The following is a 20,870-nucleotide window of genomic DNA, read 5'->3' on the forward strand; positions in this document are numbered from 1 at the left end:
GGTCGCCGACCCGGCCCATTACTAGGAGACCAAGAAGGCCTGATCTCTGGTTAGGCCGGCTGACCCTGCGGTCAGACTCCCTGCCGATCCGCACCGGCTTGCCCCTCGTGCCGCGCGCGATGAGCGCGGAGGCAAACCTGTCACCACCCTCCGCGGAGGCAAGGTCTAGTTGAAGGGGTCCAGCGTGATGTACGCCTGCTGCGGGTTGCCGTCGTGCACGAGCGATTCGTGCGCGCCGACGTCGTCGAAGGCGAAGCCGTACGCCTTGCCGTCGGCCATCTGGGCGTGGATCTTGGCGGAGTAGTGATTGGTGACCGCGTCCTTGTAGAAGTTCGCGTCATTCGCGTCGGGCTGGTTGGGGTTGCTCAGCAGCGTCGACCGGTTGTAACCGGCGCACAGCGTGCGGGAGATGGGCCCCCGGACCAGGTCGTTGGGCGCGTCGAGGAGCTTGTAGCAGCCGAAGATGCTGTCCGAGTCGGGCTTCTGGAAGCTGGTGACGACCGCTCCCGAACTGGTGGTGAAGTTCATGGTGTTGCCCTGGACCCGTCCGAAGTACTTCGTGTTCGGCTGGTCCGCGAACGGCTGGACGGTCAGCGTCTGCGAGGAGTACTTGCTCCACACCCGGTTGACGTAGTCGTTCATGACGGAGGCCGGCAGCGCCCCCGCCTCGATGCCATGGCCGGGTGCGAGCGCCCGCAGGATCGTCCCGTCGGAGCGGGTCCTGATGAGCCCGCCCCAGCCACCGGGCTGGCTGCGCAGGGAGTCGAAGAACGCTTTGTAGCCACCGGGCTTGAGGTGGCCGGTGGTCAGGGTGGTGCCGTTCGGGCGCTTCACCCCGACCGCGTAAGGGGCGGAGAACATGTCGACCTGGGTGCTGTTGATCCACAGGCCGGCGTCGTTGAGCGTGTACTCGGTCCAGTTGAAGAGGATATTCGCGTTCGGGTCGCTCGGGTTCTGCACCGCGGGCTGCACCAGACCGCCGGTGGTGAGCTTGAAGACCAACTTCTGCCCGTAGGAGAAGTAGACCCGGCCGGAGAACTTCGGCATCCGGATCGTCTTCGCCTGCCCCTTGGCCGGCCCGGCGATGGACGCGTCGGGAGCGGGCGTCGGGGGGTTGCCCCCGGCGGGCCACGGATGGAAGGTGCCGTTCGCGTCGGCCCAGCCCTGGCGCCCCGACGAGAGTTCGGTGCCGATGACGTAGACGTAGACCTGCTCGCCCCGCCCGGAGTTGTTGGTGAGCGTGAGCGGGATGGTCGCGGGGACGGCCGCGGCCTCGGTGGCGGCGGTGACCTGGGTGGCGACGAGGCACCCGCCCGCCAGCGCGAGCGCGGCGATCAGGGCGGCGGCCCTGGGGCGGCGGGCTCGGCGCGTACGGGGGGCGGAAGGAAGGTTGGCAGACAAGCTCTACTCCTCATCCGGAAGGCCGTGCTGTGGAGGTAGCCGGTGCGAGTCGCCCGAAGGCGGCTTTGAGAGCGCTCTCACGAGAGTTCCTGGAGCGTATCGACGGGTCAGGGACACGTCAATTGCCTGGTCTGGACCAGAATTCTCCTCCGGCCGATCCTGAACGGCAGCCCGGCGCCCGGCGCGGAGCGGACCGCCGCCGGCGTCTCTGGCAGGGTGCCGTCGCATGGACTGTGTCTTCTGCCGGCTTATTCGTGAGGGCTCCACGCGCTGGGTGGTGCGCGGGGACGTGGCGTGTGCGTTTCTGCCGTTGGAGCCGTTGGCGCCCGGGCACACGTTGGTCGTTCCGACCGGGCATTACGCGGACGTCTTCGGGACGCCGGAAGACGTCCTCGCCGCCACCACCGCGTTGGCGCAGCGGGTGGCCGGGGCCATGCGGGAGGCCCTGGGCGCCACCGGGGTGAATCTGCTGAGCGCGAGCGGGCCTGGGTCGGAGCAGTCCGTGCCGCATCTGCACTTCCATGTCGTCCCGCGCTGGGTGGGCGACGGCATCACCACCTGGCCGGCCGGGCGGTCCGGGCACCGGGTGGACGGGGATCCCGGCGCGAGGCTCGCGCGGCATCTGGCGTGAACACACAGACGGCCGGGCCCCCGAAGGAGCCCGGCCGCACAGGTGTTACGGGGTCAGGTCAGCACTTGCCCGCCGGGCGGTCGCGCTTGACCAGGTTGGTGTAGCCGGTCGTGCCGTCCAGCCACAGGACGCGGTCGCCCTCGTCGGCCGAGGCGAAGACCTGGTCACCGCGGTTGCAGGAGACGCGCTGGGCGCCGCCCTTGCCGTCGGGCGCGACCTGGTACAGCTTCGGCAGGGTCTCGTTGTCCCAGGAGGTGGCCAGGGGCAGCGAGGTGATGGTGAGCGCGTCGTCCGAGGCGGTCAGCTGGTAGGCGGGGAGGGCGTCGGCGCCCGCCTCGGGGGTGACGGTGATCGGGTTCGTACCGTCGAAGTTCGCGCGGCGCACCGCGGCCTCGCCGGAGTCGGTGACGTCGTTGTCCTCGATCCAGAAGACGCCGTCGTCGGTGACGGCCGTCTGGCCGAGGCCGCCCACGTTGGTCGGGTCGATCGGCATCAGCGTCTTCTTGCCGGTGGCGGTGTCCAGGACCTCGACGCCGAGCTTGTAGCCGTCGGGCTCGGGCCACAGCTTGGCGTAGGCGATCTTGCCGTCGTGGACGGAGGGGAGCGCCGTCTGGCCGACGGGGTTGGTGAACACCTCCGTGGTCTCCGACGTGCGGATGTCGATGTAGCGCACCGCTGTCAGCCCCGTGCGCGGGTTGACGTAGCTGTAGACCAGGTAGTTGCCGTCGATGGCCAGCGAGTTGACGTTGGCGCCGATGCCGCCGACGACCTTGTCGACGCCGCCCTTGACCGAACGGACGTGGAAGCTGACGGCCGACGGGCCGTACTCCGCCCACGCGACGTTCTTGCCGTCCGTGTCGGCGTACACGTTGTAGTTGCCGTTGTTCGGGCTGACCAGCTGCGGCTGGCCCTTGCCCGTCGTGTTGCCGACCCAGACCGAGTACGGCTCGCTGCCGTCCTCGTTGGAGCGGGAGACGGCGTACTTGCCGCCGCCGGCGCCGAGGCCGGTGCCCGAGATGTTGACCTTGGAGAGGATGGTGTCGGTGTCGACGCCGAGGGCCTTCTCCCAGCCGGGGGCGATGCCGTGGGCGTCGAAGGAGCGCTTCACGATCTTGAGCTGCGCCTTGGTGACACCCAGTTCCTGCGCGGCGGCGATGACGGCGGCGCGGCCCTCGGTGAAGCCGTCGAGCGGCGTCATGTACGCGGAGAGCGCGCGGTAGACGATCTGGTCGGCGAGTTCGCCACCGAGGTCCTGGCGCATGTCCCACAGGGCGCCCGAGAAGATCGTGGAGTTGAGGTGCACGCCGCCGCTGTCGGCACGGTAGCTGGCGCCGATGAAGTTCTTCGACGTCGTGGCGCCGTCGTTGAGGTCGCGAAGGGCGCACTCGCGGGGGCCCGCGCTGGTGCACAGGTCCTCGCCGAGGAGGCCCGCGTCCGGGTCGTCCATCGACTGGCCGTTGGCCTCCAGGTCGATGGCGTTGCCGAAGTAGTCGGCCAGAGCCTCGTTCATCGCGCCGGACTGGCCCGCGTAGACCAGGTTCGCGGTGTGGGTGACGACGCCGTGGGTCATCTCGTGGCCGACGACATCGGTGTCGGCGGAGAAGGTGCGGAAGTCGCCGCCACCCTGGCCGTACACCATCTTCTCGCCGTCCCAGAAGGCGTTGTTGTACGGCTGGCCGTTGCTGACGACGCCGACCAGGGAGTAGATGAAGCCGTCCTTGCCGTCCAGGCTCTTCCGGCCGAAGTGGTTCTTGTAGTAGTCGTACACCTTGCCGGCCGCCCAGTGGGCGTCCACCGCACCGGAGTTGGTGTAGTCCTCGCCGAGCTCGGGGGTGGCGGGGCGGAACGTCTTGATACCGCTGGGCCAGACGCCGGACGCGCTCGACGCCTCACGGCCACGCGCATCGTACGTGGCGATCATGGGACCGCCGTACGGCGAGTCAGCGGCCCGCCTGCTGTAGTCGATCATCTGAAGGGCGCCGGTGGTGTCCTTGTACAGATTGATGTCGACCTTCTGGCCGTTGTAACGCACGCCGCTGCCCTTGACGACGAGCTGGTCGGCGGCATCGGTGGAGGCGTCGGAGGGGGCCGCCGCGCCCTGCGTCCCGCCGGCGGCCGTGTTCTGCGCGCCGAAGGTCTGGATGCCGCTGTACTGCATGACGGGGAAGCCGGAGTGCCCGTCGATGTACACCTCCTGCTGGACCGCCGAACCGTCGGCCGGGTTGGTGCCCGTGACGGTGATGTGGCGGGTCAGCACGCCGGTGCCCTGCGGAAGGATGGTGACGTCGCCGGCCGTGCCCTTGAAGTCGGTCTCGGCGGCCTTCTGGCCCTTGGCCGGGGCGCGCAGGAGGCCGTCGCTGAACTGCGCGGCGACCGCGCCGACCGCGCGCTCGATCGCGGTCTTCTCGGAGACCTTCGGGGCGACCGTGTCCAGCTTCAGCTTGGTGAAGTAGTTGCCGGAGGTGCCGGTGACGGCGCGCTTGCCGTCCTTCTTGGTCATCCGGACGAGGTACTGGCCGCCGAGAACCGCGACGCCCTTGTACTTCTGCTGGAGGCGGACCGTCTCCTTGCCGCCCTTCTCGGTGGTGGTCCCGACGGAGGTCAGGTCCTTCGCCGAGGTGTCCGCGATGTGGTAGCGGCCCTTCTTGGCCTTGAGGTGGCCCCGGGCGGCGTCGGCCGCGCTGCCGGAGGCGGCGACCTCCTCGTGCAGACCGGTGACGAGCGAGGGGGTGTCGGTCTCGCTGCCGGGCGTGGTGTCGGAGGCGGCGGGGGCGGCCGCCGCGGTGTCGGCGTGTGCTGCCGGCATGGCGGTGGCCATCAGGCCCGCCGTGGCCAGCAGCGCGGCTATGCCCTGACCGACAACGACGCCGGTGCGGCGCCCCTGGGAGCCAGCTGCTCGTCTGCGTACTGAAGTCCGCACGGTGTTCCTCCGGTTGCCACAAAGGCGTGAACGGTTATCGGATGCCGTCATGGAAGACCCGGAGCGGGATGTGGACAATGCGTTCCACCTGCAGACTTCTGTACGTGCACACTTGTGTGGCCTGCACGGAACGGCGAAAATCGCCTGGTGAAATGGGCTGATCTGGACGAACAGTGGCAGGCGCTCGGGCTCGGCGCGGACGAACTCCGGGTGTACGAGGCGCTGCTGAACAGCCCCGCAGACCGCACCCGGGCGGCCCTCGCCCAGGGCCTCGGCCTCTCGCCCCGGCAGCTCCGCAACGCCCTGGACCGCCTCGACGAGCGCGGCTTCACCCGCCCCGCCCGGGGCGCCGGGCTGCCGGTCCCGGACGCCCCGGCCACCGCCCTGCGCAACCTCATCCATCTGCACCAGGCGGAACTGCTGCGGCGTGAGGCGGAGTTGGAGGAGCTGACCGGCTCCGTGGACCGGATCGCCGCCCAGCTCATGTCCGCCTCGCACACCCCGCGCACCCTCGGGATCGAGACACTGCGGGGGCGTACGGCGATCGCCGAGCGGGTGACCTCGCTGGTGGTGTCCGCGACCGAGGAGGTGGCCCTCCTGGACCGCCCCCCGTACGCCGCGAGCGAGCCGGACGGCATGCCCGAGCCGATCAACATGGCCGAGCCGGTCCGGCGCGGGGTGCGGGTACGGGCCGTGGTCGACCGGGAGGGGCTGAGCTTCCAGGGGCGGGCGCGCGGGCTGAACGAGCTGTCCGCGCAGGGGGTGCAGATCAGGCTCGGCATGGACCTGCCGACGAAGCTGATCACCGTCGACCGCCGGATGACGCTGCTGCCGCCGACCGACGCGGCCGACCCCACCGCCACCGCCCTGGTGGTCAGCGACGCGCTGCTGAGCAATGCGCTGGTGCCGCTGTTCGAGGCGGTGTGGGAGCGGGCCGTGCCGATCGGGTCGGTCGACAATGCCCAGGTCACGGACGAGGACCGGGAGCTCCTGACCATGCTCTCCTCCGGCCTGAAGGACGAGGCGATAGCCCGCCGCCTGGAGGTGCACGTCCACACGGTCCGCCGACGCATAAGCCGCCTGATGCAGGAGCTGAAGGCGGAGACCCGCTTCCAGGCCGGCGTACAGGCGGCTATGCGTGGCTGGCTGACGCTTTAGGGGCCTTGCGCTCAGCTCTCCCGGCGCGGCCGCAGGAACGTGCCCGCGAGCAGCGCTCCGGCCAGGACGAGCGCCGAGTTGACCAGGACGGCGACGGAGACCCCGGACAGCACGCCGTTCGGGCCGGTGTCGCCGAGCGCGGTCATCCGGGCGGTGGCGATGGCACTCATGACCGGGATGCCGAGGGTGATGCCGACCTGCTGGGTCATCGTGGCGAGGCCGGTCGCGAGGCCCTGTTCCTCGTCGGGGAGGCCCGAGGTCGCGGTGACCATGAAGCCGACGATCATCAGCATGTTGCCGACGCCCCCGACGAACGTGGCGGCCAGCAGCAGCCAGATCCAGGCGCCCGAGGTCCCGAGCGCCACCAGTGAGAGCGTGGCGAGCGCCTGCACGACTCCCCCGGCGACGATGGTCCTGCGGTTGCCGAAGCGGCCCACCGCCCGGCCGCCGAGGGTGCCGCCGATCACGGTGCCGATGCCCAGGACACCGAAGGCGAGACCGGTGGAGAGGGGGGTGTAGCCCAGGACCTCCTGGAGGTAGAGCGTCAGCAGGAAGACCAGCGAGGTCTCGGTGACGAAGGCGATGAGCCCGGTGGCGTTGCCCCAGATGACGCTGCGGCGCTTGAGGATGCGTACGGGGACGAGCGGCGCGGTCGCCCGCTTCTCCACGAACCAGAAGGCGACGAGCAGGGCGAGCCCGGCGAGGAGTGCTACGTGGGTGGCGGGCGCGGTCCAGCCGGTCGTCCCGGCCTGGGTCAGCCCGTAGACGAGAAGCAGCAGTCCGCCCGTGACGGCCGCGGCGCCGGGGAGGTCGAGCCGGGGGCGCTCGGCCGGGCGGGAGTCGGCGATGACGGCCGGGGCCAGGGCGACGACGAGGGCGGCGACGGGGACGTTGACCAGGAAGGCCCACCGCCAGGAGAGCAGGTCGGTGAGGAGCCCGCCGAGGATCGCGCCGGCGGTGAACCCGGCGGACATCAGGGCGCCGTTGAGGCCGAGGGCGCGTTCGCGCAGCGGGCCCTCCTTGAACGCGGTGGTCAGCAGGGCGAGCCCGGCGGGCGTGACGGCGGCGGTGGCGAGGCCCTGGAGCACGCGGGCGGTGAGCAGGACCTCCGGCGAGGTGGCCAGGCCGCCCAGCAGCGAGGAGAGGCCCAGGACCGCCATGCCCGCGACGAACAGGCGCTTACGGCCGACGAGGTCGGCGACGCGCCCGAACAGCAGCGTGAACCCGGCGGCGGCGAGGGCGAACGCGGTGGCGATCCACTGGAGGTCCTGGAGCGCGAAGCCGAGCCCTTCCCCGACGACGGGCAGCGCGACGTTCAGGATCGAGAAGTCCACGGCGATCATGAACTGGGCGCCGAGGAGCAGGGCCAGGACGAGCTTCTGGCGCCCGGTCATCCGGGCGGACGGCGGCGGTACGGAGGCGGCGGATGCGGGGCGTGACGGGGTGCGGCTGGGCGCGGACATGGTCGTCCCTCCTCGGACGGAAGCTGAACGGACGGAAGCTGAACGAACGGAAACTAAACGGTCCCGTGGTTCCGTTAAGATGGAGTGACCGTAGCAGAGGAATGCTCGTTAATGGAACTGGAGAACCGTTATGGCATCCGAGAGCGTGGAACCGGGCACCGTGAGGCCCGGCGGACGGACCGCCCGGGTGCGGGAGGCCGTCCTGCGCGCGGCGGGAGACGCGCTGGCCGAGCACGGCTTCGACCGCCTCGACCTCGCCGATGTGGCGCGCCGCGCGGAGGTCGGCAAGACGACCGTCTACCGGCGCTGGTCCTCGCCCACGGGCCTGATCGCGGACCTGCTGGACGACATGGCCGAGCAGTCCTCGCCGCGCGCGCGGACCGGCTCCCTGGAGGGGGACCTCAGGGCGAACGCCCGGCTGGTACTGAAGACGCTCACCGATGAGCGCCAGGGCGCGCTGTTCCGCTCGGTGATCGCGGCGGCGACCTGCGATCCGCGTACGGCCCAGGCGCTGCACCGCTTCTACGCGATCCGGGTCGAGGAGTGGGCCGGCTGTGTCACCGAGGCCGTCGAGCGGGGCGAACTGCCGTCCGGCACGGACCCGGACGAGGTCGTACGCGCCGTCTCCGCGCCGCTCTACTACCGCCTGCTGGCCAGCGGCGACCCGCTGGACGAAGCGGCCGCCGACCGCGCCGCCGACGCGGCGGTCCTGGCGGCGAAGGCGGGGGCGTATGCGAGGTGAGGGCGGGGTGCCCACGCCTGTACGGAGATGGGCTCGGGGCCCCGGACCGGCCCGCCCCCGCCCTCAGTGCGCCAACAGCCCCCGCAGCCGGACCGCCCACGGGTGGTCCGCGCCCTCGGCCAGCGTGATCGTCTCGGCCAGCCAGGCGCGTGCGTGGTCGTCCAGGACCGGCAGCGCCTCCTCGAAGTCCCGCTCGTCCTTGGGCCTCCGGGACTTGGACTTGTAGAGCAGCTGGATCTCGGGCGCGAGGTACGGAACGCCGTCCGGGGAGACCCGCCCCAGCCGCTCCAGCGGCAGGCGGACCCGGGCGTCGCGGCGGAACACCCAGTCCTCGCCGTCCGTGCCGTCCAGCATGAACTGCAACCGCCACGGCTCGTCCGGCCCCGGCCGGCACCAGATGTCGTGGACACCGGCGGGCAGGATCTCGCCGGGGCGCCAGGGCCGCAGTGTGCCGGGCGGATCGGCGGCCCACCACTCCCAGCCGTCCAGGACCCGCTGCGCCTCCAACTGGTCGCGGCTCAGCAGGAGCACATCGATGTCCCCGTGCTCCCGGTAGGCGCGGCCCACCGCCAGCTCGACCGCGTAACCCCCGGCGATCCACCACGGGGCGCGCAGCGGGGCGAGGAGGCGGACGGCCTCGGCGAGCGGCGGCGGGTCCCAGGGGCCCCACGGGGTCTCGGTGCGCATGGCGGTCAGCCCTGCTTCAGGAGGTGGCGGTAGCTGTCGGGGTGCTCCCGCAGATAAGTAGCCAGGTCCATGGCGGGGCGGCCGGTCAGGGTCGGGACGGCGTCCGAGACGGTGGCCATCTCCCCGGCCGCGATGGCCTCGTACGAGGTGACCCAGCCGGCCACCTCCCAGTCCTGGGCCCCGTATCCCGCCCGTGAGGCGTACGCCTCCTCGCGGGTCTCCGGCACGTAGGTGACGGTGCGTCCGGTGGCCCGGCTCAGCTCCTCCGCCGCCTCGGCGAGCGTGAACGCCTCGGGGCCGGTCAGGTCGTAGGTGCGGCCGTCGTGCGAGGGGCCGGTCGCGTCGGTGTCCGCGAGGAGCACGGCAGTCGCGGCGTCGGCGATGTCCTCGTGGGCGACGGCGGCGACCCGGCCGTCCCCGGCGGGGCCGCGCAGCACGCCGTCGGCGCCGGTCATGGCGGGGAGCCCGGCGAGATACCAGCTGTCGCGCAGGAAGGTGTACCGGACGTCGGTGGTCCGGATGTGCGCCTCGGTGTGCCAGTGGTCCCGGGCGAAGGTGAACGTGGCGTCGGGGGCGGCGCCCAGGAAGGAGACGTAGACGATGCGTTCGACGCCGGCCGCGACCGCCGCGTCCACCGCCGTCGTGTGCTCCCGGACCCGGTCGGCGCTCTCGCTCGCCGAGACGAGGAACAGGGTGTGCGCCCCGGCCAGGGCGCGCCGCATGGCCTCGCCGTCGCCGTAGGACGCGGGCGGCGCGAGGTCGGCGCCGGGGAGGGCGGGCAGCCGGGAGGGGTCGCGGCCGAGCAGCCGGACGGGGACGCCGGCCCGGGCCAGCCGCGCGGCGACGCGGCCGCCGAGCGCGCCGCTCGCCCCGGTGACGGCGGTGGGCGGACCGCTGGTGACGGTCCCGGATGCGGGGTCGGCGCTCATGCGGGGGTGCCCTCCTCGGACGGCCAGGGGCGCACCTCGACGACCGCGTCGACGGGAAGCGGCCCGTAGATGTGCGGGAACTCCTCGCCGCCGGGTGCGGCGGCCTCGTACCGCAGGGGTGCGGTGAGCCGTGCGGGGTCGATGACAAGCACCACGAGCTCCTGGTCGGCGGCTCCGGCCCGGCTCTCCGCCCCGTACAGCATCTCGGCCACACCGGGGAGCTGATGGGGCAGCGAGCAGTGGATGAAGCCCTCTTCGTGCAGGGTGCGGCCGCGGGTGGACATCTCGTACGTCCCGATCCCGCGCGCCGCCTCCCAGAGCGGTCCTTCGGTGAGGTGCAGCAGTTCGGCCATGGCCCGAGGCTAACTCCGGGACGGGCCACGGGGCGGACCCTGTGGATAACCCCTCGCCGCGTCGGCGCGGCGGCCCGCTTCTCAGCCCGCCAGGAGCTTCGCCTCCGTCTCCGGGGCGAGGCCCACGGTGGGGCGGTCGGGGCGTTGGGGTGACACGCCGCCGATCTCGCGCAGCCAGGTCCAGGTGTCCGCGACGGTCTCCTCGACCGGGCGGCAGCGCAGCCCCGCAGCGTGGGCGCGGCCTACGTCGCCCTGGTGGAGGGTGTCGTACAGCTCGCCCGGCGGCAGCCACACCGGCAGGTCGGTCCAGGGCTCGACGCCCGCCGCGAGGATCCTCTCCGCCGGGGTCCAGCGCAGTTCGGCGTCCGAACCGGTGGCGCGCACACAGGCGTCGAGCAGTCCGCCCATGGTGGTGTGCCCCGGCCTGCTGACCAGGTTGTACGGGCCGTGCAGCCCGCGTTCCGCCGCGTCGAGCACCCACGCGGCGAGGTCGCGGGCGTCGATGTACTGGATGTCCGCGTCCGGGGTGCCGGGGGCCAGGACCGGGCCGCCGCGGGCGATCCGGTTCAGCCACCAGGGCAGCCGGCCGATGTTCTCCCAGGGGCCGAGGATCAGGCCCGCCCTGGCCAGGAGGGCGCGGTCTCCGAAGGCGTCCTGCGCCGCCAGTTCGCCGCCGCGCTTGGCCAGGGCGTACGACTGGTCGTCCCCGGCGTCCGGCGAGGCGCCCGCGACCACGGGTCCGTCCTCGGTGAGGCCCGCCGGGGCCGGGTAGTCGTAGACGGAACGGCTGGATATGTACGTGTAGCGGGCGGCCCGGGTGGAGAGCAGGCGGGCGGCGTCGCGCACGGCGGAGGGCGCGCCGCTCCAGGTATCCACCACGAGGTCCCAGTCGGGGCCGTCGGCCGCCGCGAGCGCGGCCAGGCCGTTGTCGGCGGTGCGGTCGCCGATGAGCTCGGCGGTCCCGGGCGGGGGCGCGTGGTGGCCCCGGTGGAAGACCGTGACCTGCCAGCCGCGGGCGAGGGCCGCCTCGGTCACGGCCCGTCCGACGAACTCCGTACCGCCCAGCATCAGAAGCCTCATGTCACCGACTCTGCCCTGGCGCGGCCCGGTCCGGAACGGCCCACGCTCTCGGCTGAATTACCCGGAAGCGGGAACTCCCCGGCCCTGACCGCCCCGGCCTCAGGAGTGGGCGAGCGGGCTGCGGTTGCGCAGCAGCCACTGGTGGTATCCGGCCACCCGTCGCGCCGCGTCCCGGTAGGCCGCCTCCAGTTCCGCGTAGACCTCGGTCATGTCCGCGCCGGGCCGGGAGACCAGGAGCAGCCGGACCGCGAGCGGGTCGTCGCGCAGGGGGCGGATCGCCATGTCGTCGCGGGGGCCCGAGGTCGGCTGGCAGGGGGCGACCGCCTCGCCGAGGACGACGAGGGAGGCGGCGGTGAGGTAGTCGCCGTGCAGCACCACGGGCGACAGCCCCGCTTCGCTGAACATCCGGCGCAGGCCGTCCCATTCGCCGTCCACCGTGGGGTCGACCATCCACCGGTCGGCGGCCAGGTCCGCCAGGTCGACCACGGGCAGCGCGGCGGCCGGGTGGTCGCGGGCCATGGAGACGAACTGCGGTTCGCGGTCCACCAGGACCCGCTGCTCCAGCCCGTCCGGCACTGTGAGCGGGCAGCCCTCCACCTCGTGCACGAAGGCCACGTCGAGCCGGCCCGCCTCGACCGCGCGGAGCAGGGCGCGGGCGGAGACGTCGACCCGGAGCGAGATGTCGGTGCCGGGCAGCCTCATCCGCAGCCGGCGCAGCCAGCCGCCGATGACCCGGCTGGCGGTGCAGCCGATGCGGAGCCGGGGCCCTTCGACGGCCGCGGCCTCCGCTTTCGCGTCGCTGACCAGGGCGCTCAGGCCGTCGACGAGGGGGCGGGCGCGGCTGAGGACGGCGCGGCCGAGGAGGGTGGGGCGGCAGCCGGTGCGCTCGCGGCTGAAGAGTTCGGCGCCGAGCGCGTTCTCGATCCGGCGCAGCTGGGTGGTGAGCGCGGGCTGGCTCACGCCCAGGGTGCGGGCCGCCCGGTGCAGGCTGCCGCTGTCGGCGATGGCGCAGAGCGCCCTGAGGTGTCTCACCTCAAGCTCCATGGTGCCGAGATTAGGGCGGGCCGTCCGGGCGCACCATGGGCCGTAATCCTGTCAAAAGCGAGCAATTCAGCGGCGGTTGGGCATGTGGCGCGCATACGTGCACGAGATGTGCACACGAGGGCGATAGGGCCGCGTTATCACCGGCTGACATCATCCGCGCGGGCTCCGCTTCCCCGACACTCTCTCCGTACCACCCCCGTCCGAGTCCGATCATCGGACGGGTTCCTCTGACAGGTAACTGGTAGGAGACCCCCCACATGAGACACCCCAGGACCGTCATGTCGGCCGTGCTCGGACTCGGCCTCTCGCTCGCCGCCGCGTTCGGCACCGCCCCCGCCGTCGCCGCTCCGGACGCCTCCGCCACGGCCCCCCACGTGGCATTCACCGGCCCGTCCGACTCGCACGAGAGCGCCGCCGCCAACAAGGCGTTCTTCGAGGCGGTCATGAAGTCGGTGGCCGAGAAGCGGGCCGCCAACCCGGGCGCCCAGTCCGTCACCATCGTCTACAGCACCGCGAACGCCCCGAGCTTCCGCACCCAGATAGCCAACAGCGCGTCGATCTGGAACGGCTCGGTCTCCAACGTCCGGCTCCAGGAGGGCTCGAACGCCGACTTCTCGTACTACGAGGGCAACGACCCCAGCGGCTCGTACGCCAGCACCGACGGGCACGGCAACGGCTACGTCTTCCTGGACTACGCCCAGAACCAGCAGTACGACTCGACCCGGGTCACCACCCACGAGACCGGGCACGTGCTCGGCCTGCCGGACCACTACTCGGGGCCGTGCAGCGAGCTGATGTCCGGCGGCGGTCCTGGTCCGTCCTGCACCAACCCGTATCCGGACGCCAATGAGCGCAACCAGGTGAACTACCTCTGGCAGAACGGCTTCGCGGCCGCGCTCGCCGACGCCCGTTCCTGACCTGTTCCGCTCGCACCAGCGCCGATGGGCCGCCCCGCAGGACGGGGCGGCCTGTCGGTGTGTCGTCAGCCGGTGCCGTATTCGGTACGGACCAGGGTCAGCAGTTCGTCCACGGTGAGTCCCAGACCCCGGGCCTCGCCGACGGTCTCGCGGACCCGTTCGAGGAGGCGGGCGCGGTGCGGGGACGCGCCGTCCGCGATGGCCGCGCCCCGGCCCCGGCGCAGCTCGATCAGGCCCTCCTCGCGCAGCCGCTGGTAGCCCCGCAGCACCGTGTGCACGTTGACGCCGAGCGATTCGGCCAGGACGCGGGCGGCGGGCAGCCGTTCGCCGGGGGCCGCCGCGCCGTCGGCCACGGCGCGGCGCACACAGGCGGCGATCTGGTCGCCGAGCGGCACGGTGGAGGTGGGGTCGACCCGGAAGAGCATGGTCAGTGGTCCGTTCGGCGCTGGTCGATCAGGGTGTTGAGGAGGGCGGCCCCGGTCGCCGAGTCGTCCACGGTCACCGCGAAGTCGCGGCCGTTCGACAGCCGGGCCACGATGCCCTCCCCCGACCGGATCATGACACCGCTGCGCCCCGGCCGGATGCGGTACCCCCAGCCGCCGTACTCGGTGAACGGGCTGATGTCGCGGCTGGCCGCCGCCTCGATCCGGTCCAGCGGGACCCGGACGCGCGGCCAGGGCAGCAGCCCGGAGACGGTGATCCCGCGCCGGTCCACGGTGACGTACGGGCGGGCGAAGGTCGTCAGCAGCACGCCGATGACGAGCGTCGGCAGGGCTACGGGCCAACTGGTCGTGAACAGCGCGGTGATGCCGGCCCCGATGACCAGGAGCGCGGTGAGCGGCAGCCACCAGGACCCGGCGCCCCGGGCCCAGCCGGCGACCTCCCCGGCGCCCAGCGTGATGCGCGCGCCGTCCCCCTCGGGCCGGTCGTCCGCGGGCGGTTCGGGGACGGGCGTCAGCATCGCCGCGAGGTACCCGATCCCGAAGGCGACGACGCCCGCCCCGGCCGCCGCGGCGATGTGCCACATGGGGAAGTGGACGTCCTGCCCCCGGCCCTGCGCGTCCTCGACGGCGTCCACGTTGATGAGGAGGACCGCCCCCATCAGGTAGCCGAGGAAGGCGGCGAAGGCGTACCCGAGGGCGACCATCACGCGGTAGGCCGTGCCGGCGAACTTCCCGAAGCCCGTCATCAGCGCCCACAGCAGCCCGACCCCGAGCAGTACGAGCGTGGTGGCGACCAGGTACGAGGTCCGGCCGGCGTAGTCGTCCACCCGGCCGTTGCCCACGAAGTGGCTGGCCAACTGTGCGGGCAGCCGGTCGCGTCGGGTGGCGTAGAGCAGCAGGTCGACGGCGAGCGCGAGCAGGAACGGCAGGGCGGTGAGCACCACGCGGCCGACGGATTTCAGGTTCATCAAAACCTCCCTTGTTCGCATGCTAGTAGAACAATGAAGGGAAAACAACGGCATAGGGGGTACGCGGCGGCCCGGCGCCCGCCCGGTCAGGCCGTTTCGAGCGGGAACGCTCCCCGGTGGCCCGTGCCGGCGCCCTCGGTCGGCCGGGGCTCGAACTCCCGGCAGCTCCAGACTTCCTGGACGAAGCCGGTCCGCCGCTCCCACAGCCCGAGCACGTCCTGCTCACCGGCCGTGCCCCGGTACTCCTCCTTGGCACCCCGGAAGCAGGCGAGCCCGCCGGAGAGGCCGCGGCCGGGCGCCGGGTCCGGGGCCGGGAAATAATCGGAGAACGCGCAGGCTATGCAGGTCCGCAGGCGGACCCCGGGCGGCAGCTCCCGCTGGATCGTCGCCAGCGCGGACCCGAAGTCGCTCTCGGCCCGCTGGGAGCCGAAGGCCGCCCCGCCGAACCGGAGTTCCAGGTACAGATACGGGTCGGGCCTGCGCAGCGAGAGCAGGCAGCTCAGGGTCGCCTGCCGCTCCTCCCCCTCGGCCATGACGGGGAACGGCAGGTCCCACTCCAGGACGCAGTCGCCCAGCGCGCCGTCCGTCAGCGCGAACAGCCCCTGCTCCGCCGGTCCGGCCGCCACCGGGCGCAGGCCGTCGAAGCTGCCGCCCTCGAAGTCCACGCCTCGTACGCGGAGGCGGAGTTGCTGCCCGTCGGTGGTGAGGATGACGGCGTCCGATCCCTGCCGGTCCCGGTACCACCCTGCCCACGACTCATCTGTCATGAGCAGGGACTGTAGCCCCTGCCTCCGACACCGCCCCTGCCGCCCTCCGCTTGTCCGGCGCCGCGCTTCACCACCTCCTTCCGGGCGCCGGACCGTCAGTGCTTCCGGCGGGTGACGAACTCGGCCAGGGCCAGCAGATCGCCCGCCGCCGAGAGGTCCGGGACCGCCCTGGACAAGTGGTGCACGGCCCGCGCCATGCGGTCCCCCGCGCAGCTCTGCGCCCAGTCCCGGCCGCCCGCCCGGTCCACCGCCTCCGCGGCCCGGCTCACCTCGGCGCGGGTGTTCATCGCGCCCCGGTACAGCTCGGCGAGCTCCGCCGCGGCCGGGCCTCCCGCGGTGAGCGCGGCCACCACGGGCAGCGACTTCTTGTGGGCGCTGAGATCCGCGCCGACCGGCTTCCCGGTCTGGGCCGGGTCGCCCCAGATGCCGATCAGGTCGTCGATCAGCTGGAAGGCGAGCCCCGCCTCCCGGCCGAAGCCGTCCATGGCGCGGACGGCCCGGTCGTCGGCGCTCGCGTAGAGCGCGCCCAGGGCGCAGGCGCAGCCGAGCAGCGCGCCGGTCTTCGCCGTCGCCATGGTCAGGCACTCGTCCAGCGACACCTGGTCCGGGTCGCGGTCCTCGAAGGCGCAGTCGGCCTGCTGGCCCGCGCACAGCTCGATCACGCAGGTGGAGAGCCGGGCCGACGCGCCGGGCGACACCGCCCTGCCGTCCTCGGCGAGCAGCCGCTGGGCGAGGGCCAGCATCGCGTCGCCGGCGATGACGGCGTCTGGGACCCCGAACACCGTCCAGGCGGTGGCCCGGTGGCGGCGGGTGTGGTCCTCGTCGATGACGTCGTCGTGGAGCAGGGTGAAGTTGTGGACGAGCTCGACGGCGACGGCGGCCCGGACGGCCTGTTCGGGGTCGCCGCCCAGGGCGCGGGTGGCCGCCAGGACGAGCGCCGGCCTGATCGCCTTGCCCGCGCCGCCCGCCGCCGGGCTGCCGTCGGCGTTCTGCCAGCCGAAGTGGTACATCGCGACCCGCCGGATCGAGCCGGGCAGGGAGGCGACCGCCGCCCGCAGGTGCGGGTCCACGAGGGTCCGGGTGTACTCAAGGAGCGCCGCGGCCTCGTTGCCCTCGGTCGCGGCGTCTGTTCGGGTCATGGTCAATCGGTCACCCCTGTCGTTGCCGCCCCGCCCGGCCGCTGTCGCGGCGGGGCCGGGGACGTGGGTGGTTGCTGGGAGCGCGGGCGGCCGGGGGCCCGGACCGCGGAGGGTCCGGGCCCCGTGGCTCAGCGCCAGCGGCTGACCTCGACGTTCTCCAGGACACCGAGGGCGTCCGGGACGAGGACCGCTGCGGAGTAGTAGGCGGTCACGAGGTAGGAGATGATCGCCTGCTCGTCGATGCCCATGAAGCGGACCGAGAGGCTGGGCTCGATCTCGTCCGGGATGCCGGTCTGCTGGAGGCCGATGACGCCCTGCTCGGCCTCGCCGGTCCTCATGCAGATGATCGACGTGGTGCGGGCGTCGCTGACCGGGATCTTGTTGGACGGGAAGATCGGGACACCGCGCCAGGCCGGCACGTGGTGGCCGCCGATGTCGACGCTCTCCGGCACCAGTCCGCGCTTGTTGCACTCGCGGCCGAAGGCGGCGATGGCGCGCGGGTGGGCGAGGAAGAGCTTGGAGCCGCGCCGGCGCGAGAGCAGTTCGTCCATGTCGTCGGGGCTCGGCACCCCGTCGTGCGGCTGGAGCCGCTGGCCGTAGTCGCAGTTGTTGAGCAGGCCGAACTCGCGGTTGTTGATGAGCTCGTGCTCCTGGCGCTCGCGCAGCGCCTCGACCGTGAGCCGCAACTGCTGCTCGGTCTGGTTCATCGGCTGGTTGTAGAGGTCCGCGACGCGGCTGTGGACCTTCAGGACGGTCTGGGCGACGCTCAGTTCGTACTCGCGGGGCGCGGCGTCGTAGTCCACGTAGGTGTGCGGGACGACGGCCTCGCCGACGTGGCCCGCGGAGAGGTCGATCTCCGCCTCGCCGTACTTGTTGGTGCGCTGCTGCGGTACGGACAGCAGCCCGGCGAGGTGGTCGCGCAGCGATTCGGCGCGTTCGGCGAGGTTGAGCACGTCCGCCCGCCGGAGCGTGAGCACCGTGCACGCGGTGACGGCGCGGGCCGTGTACTCCCAGACGGCGTCGCCCTCGATGAGGGAGTGGTCCCCGAAATAGGCCCCGTCCGCATGGACCCCGAGCACCGTCTCGTCCCCGTACGGACCGGTGCCGACCTTCTCGACCTTGCCGTGCGCCAGCAGGTAGACGCGGTCCGCCGCTTCGCCCGCGGTGGCCAGGAGCTGCCCGGCGGGGATCTCGCGCTGCTCGCACCTCCTGGCCAGCTCGGCGAGCGCCTCCTCGTCCCCGAAGTCCCTCAGCGCCGGGAGCTCTCCCAGCTCGGCGGGGATGACCGTGACCCGGTCCCCGGTCTGCACGAACGTGACCCGGCCGTCCCCGACCGAGTAGCTCAGCCGGCGGTTCACCCGGTACGTGCCGCCCTGCACCTGGACCCACGGCAGCATCTTCAGCAGCCACCGTGAGGTGATCTCCTGCATCTGCGGAGCGGACTTGGTGGTCGTCGCGAGGTTCCGCGCGGCCGCCGTGCCGAGACTCTGCTGCGGCGGCACCTGCACGTTCTGAACCTCTTCACCAACGGACATCTGTCGTCCTCTCGATCTATCGGCTGACCTGCGGGAAGAACACTTCCAGCACGAGGACGGGGCACGCCATTACACAAAAGAGTGTGACTAATCGGGCTTTGGGCGGGGCACAACGCTGCGCGATGCCCACGCGGGCCCCACGCCATGCTCCCCGCCGGCTTAAATTTGTATCCGGAATGCCAATTACCTAATCTGGCAGCCATGCGGCTGACCAAGTTCACCGACGTCGCGCTGCGCGTCCTGATGCGCCTCGCCGTCGTGAAGCACGAGGAGCCGCCGACCACCCGCGAGGTGGCGGCGGTCATGCAGGTGCCGTACTCGCACGCCGCGAAGGTCGTGGCCCGCCTCCAGCACCTCGGCCTGGTCGAGGCGCGACGGGGCCGGGGCGGCGGGCTCACCCTCACCGAAGCGGGCCGGAATGCGTCGGTCGGCGCCCTCGTCCGCGAGCTGGAGGAGCCCGGCGACGTGGTCGACTGCGAGGGCGCCACCCCGTGTCCGCTGCGTGCGGCCTGCCGGCTGCGCGGCGCCCTGCGCCAGGCACAGGAAGCCTTCTACGCCTCCCTGGACCCGCTCACCGTCGCGGAGTTGACCGCCGCACCCACCGGCCCCCTGCTGATCGGCCTCGGCGCCGGGCCGCCGCCCGGGGACTGACCCCCGCCGCACCGGGCCGCCGGTCCGGTTGCCTACACTGCCGTTAAATACGCATCCAAGATGCCAATTCAATATCCGAGGAGTCACCGATGCTCTCCGAGTCGTCCACCGCCACCGTCCGCGCCACCCTGCCCGCCGTCGGCGCGGCCATCGGGGACATCGCCGATCTCTTCTACCGCAAGCTGTTCGACGCCCACCCGGAGCTGCTGCGCGACCTGTTCAACCGGGGCAACCAGGCGTCCGGCGCCCAGCGCCAGGCGCTCGCCGGCTCCATCGCCGCCTTCGCGACCCAGCTGGTCGAGCAGCCCGACACCCGCCCCGACGTGATGCTCGGCCGCATCGCGCACAAGCACGCCTCGCTCGGGGTCACCCCCGCCCAGTACGACGTCGTCCACACCCACCTCTTCGCCGCGATAGCCGAGGTCCTGGGCGACGCGGTGACCCCCGAGGTCGCCGCCGCCTGGGACGAGGTCTACTGGCTGATGGCCAACGCCCTGATCGCCATCGAGGAGCGGCTGTACGCGGAGCAGGGCGTCGTCGCCGGCGACGTCTGGCGCGCGTGGGAGGTCGTCTCGCGCACCGAGGAGACCGACGACGTCGCCCGGTTCCGCATCCGCCCCGCCGACGGCTCGCCGGCCCCCGCCTTCCGCCCCGGCCAGTACGTCTCCGTCCAGATCGAACTCCCGGACGGCGCCCGCCAGATCCGCCAGTACAGCCTCTCCGGCGCCCCCGGCTCGGCCCTCCGCTCGATCACGGTCAAGCGGGTGCACGGCAACGACGCCCCGGACGGCGAGGTCTCCCGCCATCTGCACGCCGAGGTCCGCGCCGGTGACCGGCTCCGGGTCTCCGCCCCGTACGGCGACCTCGTACTGAAGTCCGACGAGGCCCCGCTGCTGCTCGCGTCCGCGGGCATCGGCTGCACCCCGATCCTGTCGATGCTGGAGCACCTCGCGGAGTCGGAGCACCGCGCCCCGGTCACCGTCGTGCACGGCGACCGCTCCCCCGCCGACCACGCGCTGCGCGCCGACCACACCGCGCTCACGGCCAAGCTGCACGACGCCGCCGCCCACTTCTGGTACGAGAACCCGGCGGACAGCCACCCCGCCGACCGGACCGGGCTCGTGGACCTGAGCGGTCTCGACGTCCCCCGGGGCACGCACGCCTACCTCTGCGGCCCGCTGCCTTTCATGCGCGCGGTCCGCACCCAGCTGCTCGCCAAGGGCGTCCCGGCCTCCGACATCCACTACGAGGTGTTCGGCCCCGACCTGTGGCTCGCCTCCTGAGCCCATGCATGGCCGGATCGGCTCGCACACGATCCGAACAGGGCCCCGCCGTCGCCCCGCGACCGGTCGGGGCCCTTCCGGCCGGGTAGAACCGCTCCTATACGCACAAAAGGAGCCGGCCATGTCCTCACCCATGTCCGCGAGCGCTTTTCTCGCCGCCCTCAAGAAGGAAGGGCTCACCGTCGTCGAGGTCGGCGACTGGCGCAGCCGCAACCGCAACCGCAAGGGCCCCTGGGGCCCTGTCAACGGGGTGATGATCCACCACTCCGTCACCAAGGGGACCGACGCCACCGTGAAGATGTGCCGCGACGGCCACCCCGACCTGCCGGGGCCGCTGTGCCACGGCGTCATCGCCAAGGACGGCCGGGTCCATCTGGTCGGCTACGGCAGGACCAACCACGCGGGGATGGGCGACGACGACGTCCTGCGCGCGGTCGTCGCGGAGAAGAAGCGCCTTCCCCACGACAACGAGGCCAACACCGACGGGAACCGGCACTTCTACGGCTTCGAGTGCGAGAACCTCGGCGACGGCGAGGACCCCTGGCCCGACGCCCAGCTCGACGCGATCGAGAAGGTCTCGGCGGCCATCTGCCGCCACCACGGCTGGACCGCCCGCTCGGTCATCGGCCACCGCGAGTGGCAGCCCGGCAAGGTGGACCCGAAGGGCTTCTCGATGGGCGACCTGCGCGACCGCGTCCACGACCGCCTCAAGTGACGGGCGGGCGGCGACCGCCTCCACGGGCGACCACCTCCACAATG

General features: G+C 72.3%; 20 protein-coding genes. 7 read left to right on the forward strand and 13 right to left on the reverse strand.

Annotated features, from left to right (window positions below):
* Nucleotides 1-165: 165 nt before the first annotated feature.
* Nucleotides 166-1,401 carry a glycoside hydrolase family 64 protein gene (locus tag ACIQZN_RS25340; RefSeq protein WP_403998137.1) on the reverse strand — a complete coding sequence of 412 codons (1,236 nt, stop codon included), beginning with the start codon at nt 1,399-1,401 and terminating at the stop codon, nt 166-168.
* A gap of 226 nt (nt 1,402-1,627) precedes the next feature.
* Here ACIQZN_RS25340 and ACIQZN_RS25345 point away from each other — a divergent pair, with 226 nt between their 5' ends.
* A complete protein-coding gene (locus ACIQZN_RS25345) occupies nt 1,628-2,032 on the forward strand; it encodes an HIT family protein (protein WP_403998140.1) in 405 nt (134 codons plus the stop codon).
* Nucleotides 2,033-2,090: 58 nt separating this feature from the next.
* On the opposite strand, the gene ACIQZN_RS25350 is transcribed toward ACIQZN_RS25345, so the two are convergent.
* Nucleotides 2,091-4,952, reverse strand: coding sequence for a M4 family metallopeptidase (locus tag ACIQZN_RS25350; protein WP_403998143.1), 2,862 nt, complete (start codon nt 4,950-4,952; stop codon nt 2,091-2,093).
* 147 nt (nt 4,953-5,099) lie between these two features.
* Here ACIQZN_RS25350 and ACIQZN_RS25355 point away from each other — a divergent pair, with 147 nt between their 5' ends.
* Nucleotides 5,100-6,110: a LuxR family transcriptional regulator gene (locus ACIQZN_RS25355; protein ID WP_403998146.1), complete on the forward strand. Its 1,011-nt coding sequence runs from the start codon at nt 5,100-5,102 to the stop codon at nt 6,108-6,110.
* 11 nt (nt 6,111-6,121) lie between these two features.
* Here ACIQZN_RS25355 and ACIQZN_RS25360 read toward each other — a convergent pair whose 3' ends face one another.
* The gene (locus ACIQZN_RS25360; RefSeq protein ID WP_403998148.1) at nt 6,122-7,573 is read right to left on the reverse strand and encodes an MFS transporter; all 1,452 of its coding nucleotides are present in this window, start codon (nt 7,571-7,573) and stop codon (nt 6,122-6,124) included.
* A gap of 130 nt (nt 7,574-7,703) precedes the next feature.
* Here ACIQZN_RS25360 and ACIQZN_RS25365 point away from each other — a divergent pair, with 130 nt between their 5' ends.
* Entirely contained in the window at nt 7,704-8,315 is a 612-nt protein-coding gene (locus ACIQZN_RS25365) for a TetR/AcrR family transcriptional regulator (protein ID WP_403998151.1), read from the forward strand.
* Nucleotides 8,316-8,378: 63 nt separating this feature from the next.
* Here ACIQZN_RS25365 and ACIQZN_RS25370 read toward each other — a convergent pair whose 3' ends face one another.
* The 5 genes from ACIQZN_RS25370 to ACIQZN_RS25390 form a co-directional block, all read right to left on the reverse strand.
* On the reverse strand, nt 8,379-9,002 hold the full coding sequence (locus tag ACIQZN_RS25370) for a nucleotidyltransferase domain-containing protein (protein WP_403998154.1): 624 nt from the start codon (nt 9,000-9,002) through the stop codon (nt 8,379-8,381).
* A 5-nt stretch (nt 9,003-9,007) separates the two neighbouring features.
* Nucleotides 9,008-9,931: an SDR family oxidoreductase gene (locus ACIQZN_RS25375; protein ID WP_403998157.1), complete on the reverse strand. Its 924-nt coding sequence runs from the start codon at nt 9,929-9,931 to the stop codon at nt 9,008-9,010.
* A complete protein-coding gene (locus ACIQZN_RS25380) occupies nt 9,928-10,284 on the reverse strand; it encodes a DUF952 domain-containing protein (protein WP_403998160.1) in 357 nt (118 codons plus the stop codon). Before ACIQZN_RS25380 ends, ACIQZN_RS25375 begins: the two co-directional genes overlap by 4 nt.
* 81 nt (nt 10,285-10,365) lie before the next feature.
* Entirely contained in the window at nt 10,366-11,352 is a 987-nt protein-coding gene (locus ACIQZN_RS25385) for an NAD-dependent epimerase/dehydratase family protein (RefSeq protein ID WP_403998510.1), read from the reverse strand.
* Between the two features lie 111 nt (nt 11,353-11,463).
* The gene (locus ACIQZN_RS25390; protein ID WP_403998163.1) at nt 11,464-12,408 is read right to left on the reverse strand and encodes a LysR family transcriptional regulator; all 945 of its coding nucleotides are present in this window, start codon (nt 12,406-12,408) and stop codon (nt 11,464-11,466) included.
* A gap of 257 nt (nt 12,409-12,665) precedes the next feature.
* On the opposite strand from ACIQZN_RS25390, the gene snpA reads away from it, so the two are divergent.
* Nucleotides 12,666-13,325, forward strand: a complete 660-nt coding sequence (gene snpA / locus ACIQZN_RS25395; protein WP_403998166.1) for a snapalysin — start codon at nt 12,666-12,668, stop codon at nt 13,323-13,325.
* A gap of 65 nt (nt 13,326-13,390) precedes the next feature.
* Here snpA and ACIQZN_RS25400 read toward each other — a convergent pair whose 3' ends face one another.
* The 5 genes from ACIQZN_RS25400 to ACIQZN_RS25420 all read right to left on the reverse strand — a co-directional run bounded on the left by ACIQZN_RS25400 (nt 13,391) and on the right by ACIQZN_RS25420 (nt 18,177).
* Nucleotides 13,391-13,750, reverse strand: a complete 360-nt coding sequence (locus ACIQZN_RS25400; RefSeq protein WP_265541263.1) for a GntR family transcriptional regulator — start codon at nt 13,748-13,750, stop codon at nt 13,391-13,393.
* Nucleotides 13,751-13,752: 2 nt separating this feature from the next.
* A complete protein-coding gene (locus ACIQZN_RS25405) occupies nt 13,753-14,736 on the reverse strand; it encodes a DUF1648 domain-containing protein (protein ID WP_403998169.1) in 984 nt (327 codons plus the stop codon).
* An 86-nt stretch (nt 14,737-14,822) separates the two neighbouring features.
* Entirely contained in the window at nt 14,823-15,503 is a 681-nt protein-coding gene (locus tag ACIQZN_RS25410) for a DUF6304 family protein (protein WP_403998172.1), read from the reverse strand.
* Nucleotides 15,504-15,598: 95 nt separating this feature from the next.
* Complete coding sequence (locus ACIQZN_RS25415; protein WP_403998174.1) at nt 15,599-16,642, reverse strand: family 2 encapsulin nanocompartment cargo protein polyprenyl transferase; 1,044 nt, start codon at nt 16,640-16,642, stop codon at nt 15,599-15,601.
* A gap of 128 nt (nt 16,643-16,770) precedes the next feature.
* Nucleotides 16,771-18,177 (reverse strand): family 2B encapsulin nanocompartment shell protein, encoded by a 1,407-nt coding sequence (locus tag ACIQZN_RS25420; protein ID WP_403998177.1) that lies wholly within the window; start codon nt 18,175-18,177, stop codon nt 16,771-16,773.
* 201 nt (nt 18,178-18,378) lie between these two features.
* Between ACIQZN_RS25420 and ACIQZN_RS25425 the strand changes: the two genes are divergently transcribed.
* The 3 genes from ACIQZN_RS25425 to ACIQZN_RS25435 all read left to right on the forward strand — a co-directional run bounded on the left by ACIQZN_RS25425 (nt 18,379) and on the right by ACIQZN_RS25435 (nt 20,826).
* Nucleotides 18,379-18,828, forward strand: a complete 450-nt coding sequence (locus ACIQZN_RS25425; protein ID WP_403998180.1) for an RrF2 family transcriptional regulator — start codon at nt 18,379-18,381, stop codon at nt 18,826-18,828.
* Between the two features lie 89 nt (nt 18,829-18,917).
* On the forward strand, nt 18,918-20,111 hold the full coding sequence (locus ACIQZN_RS25430) for a globin domain-containing protein (RefSeq protein ID WP_403998183.1): 1,194 nt from the start codon (nt 18,918-18,920) through the stop codon (nt 20,109-20,111).
* Nucleotides 20,112-20,232: 121 nt separating this feature from the next.
* On the forward strand, nt 20,233-20,826 hold the full coding sequence (locus ACIQZN_RS25435; protein ID WP_403998186.1) for an N-acetylmuramoyl-L-alanine amidase: 594 nt from the start codon (nt 20,233-20,235) through the stop codon (nt 20,824-20,826).
* Nucleotides 20,827-20,870: the final 44 nt, after the last annotated feature.

Origin of the sequence: Streptomyces sp. NPDC097595 (assembly GCF_044761525.1) — a bacterium.
Lineage (GTDB): Bacteria > Actinomycetota > Actinomycetes > Streptomycetales > Streptomycetaceae > Streptomyces > Streptomyces drozdowiczii_A.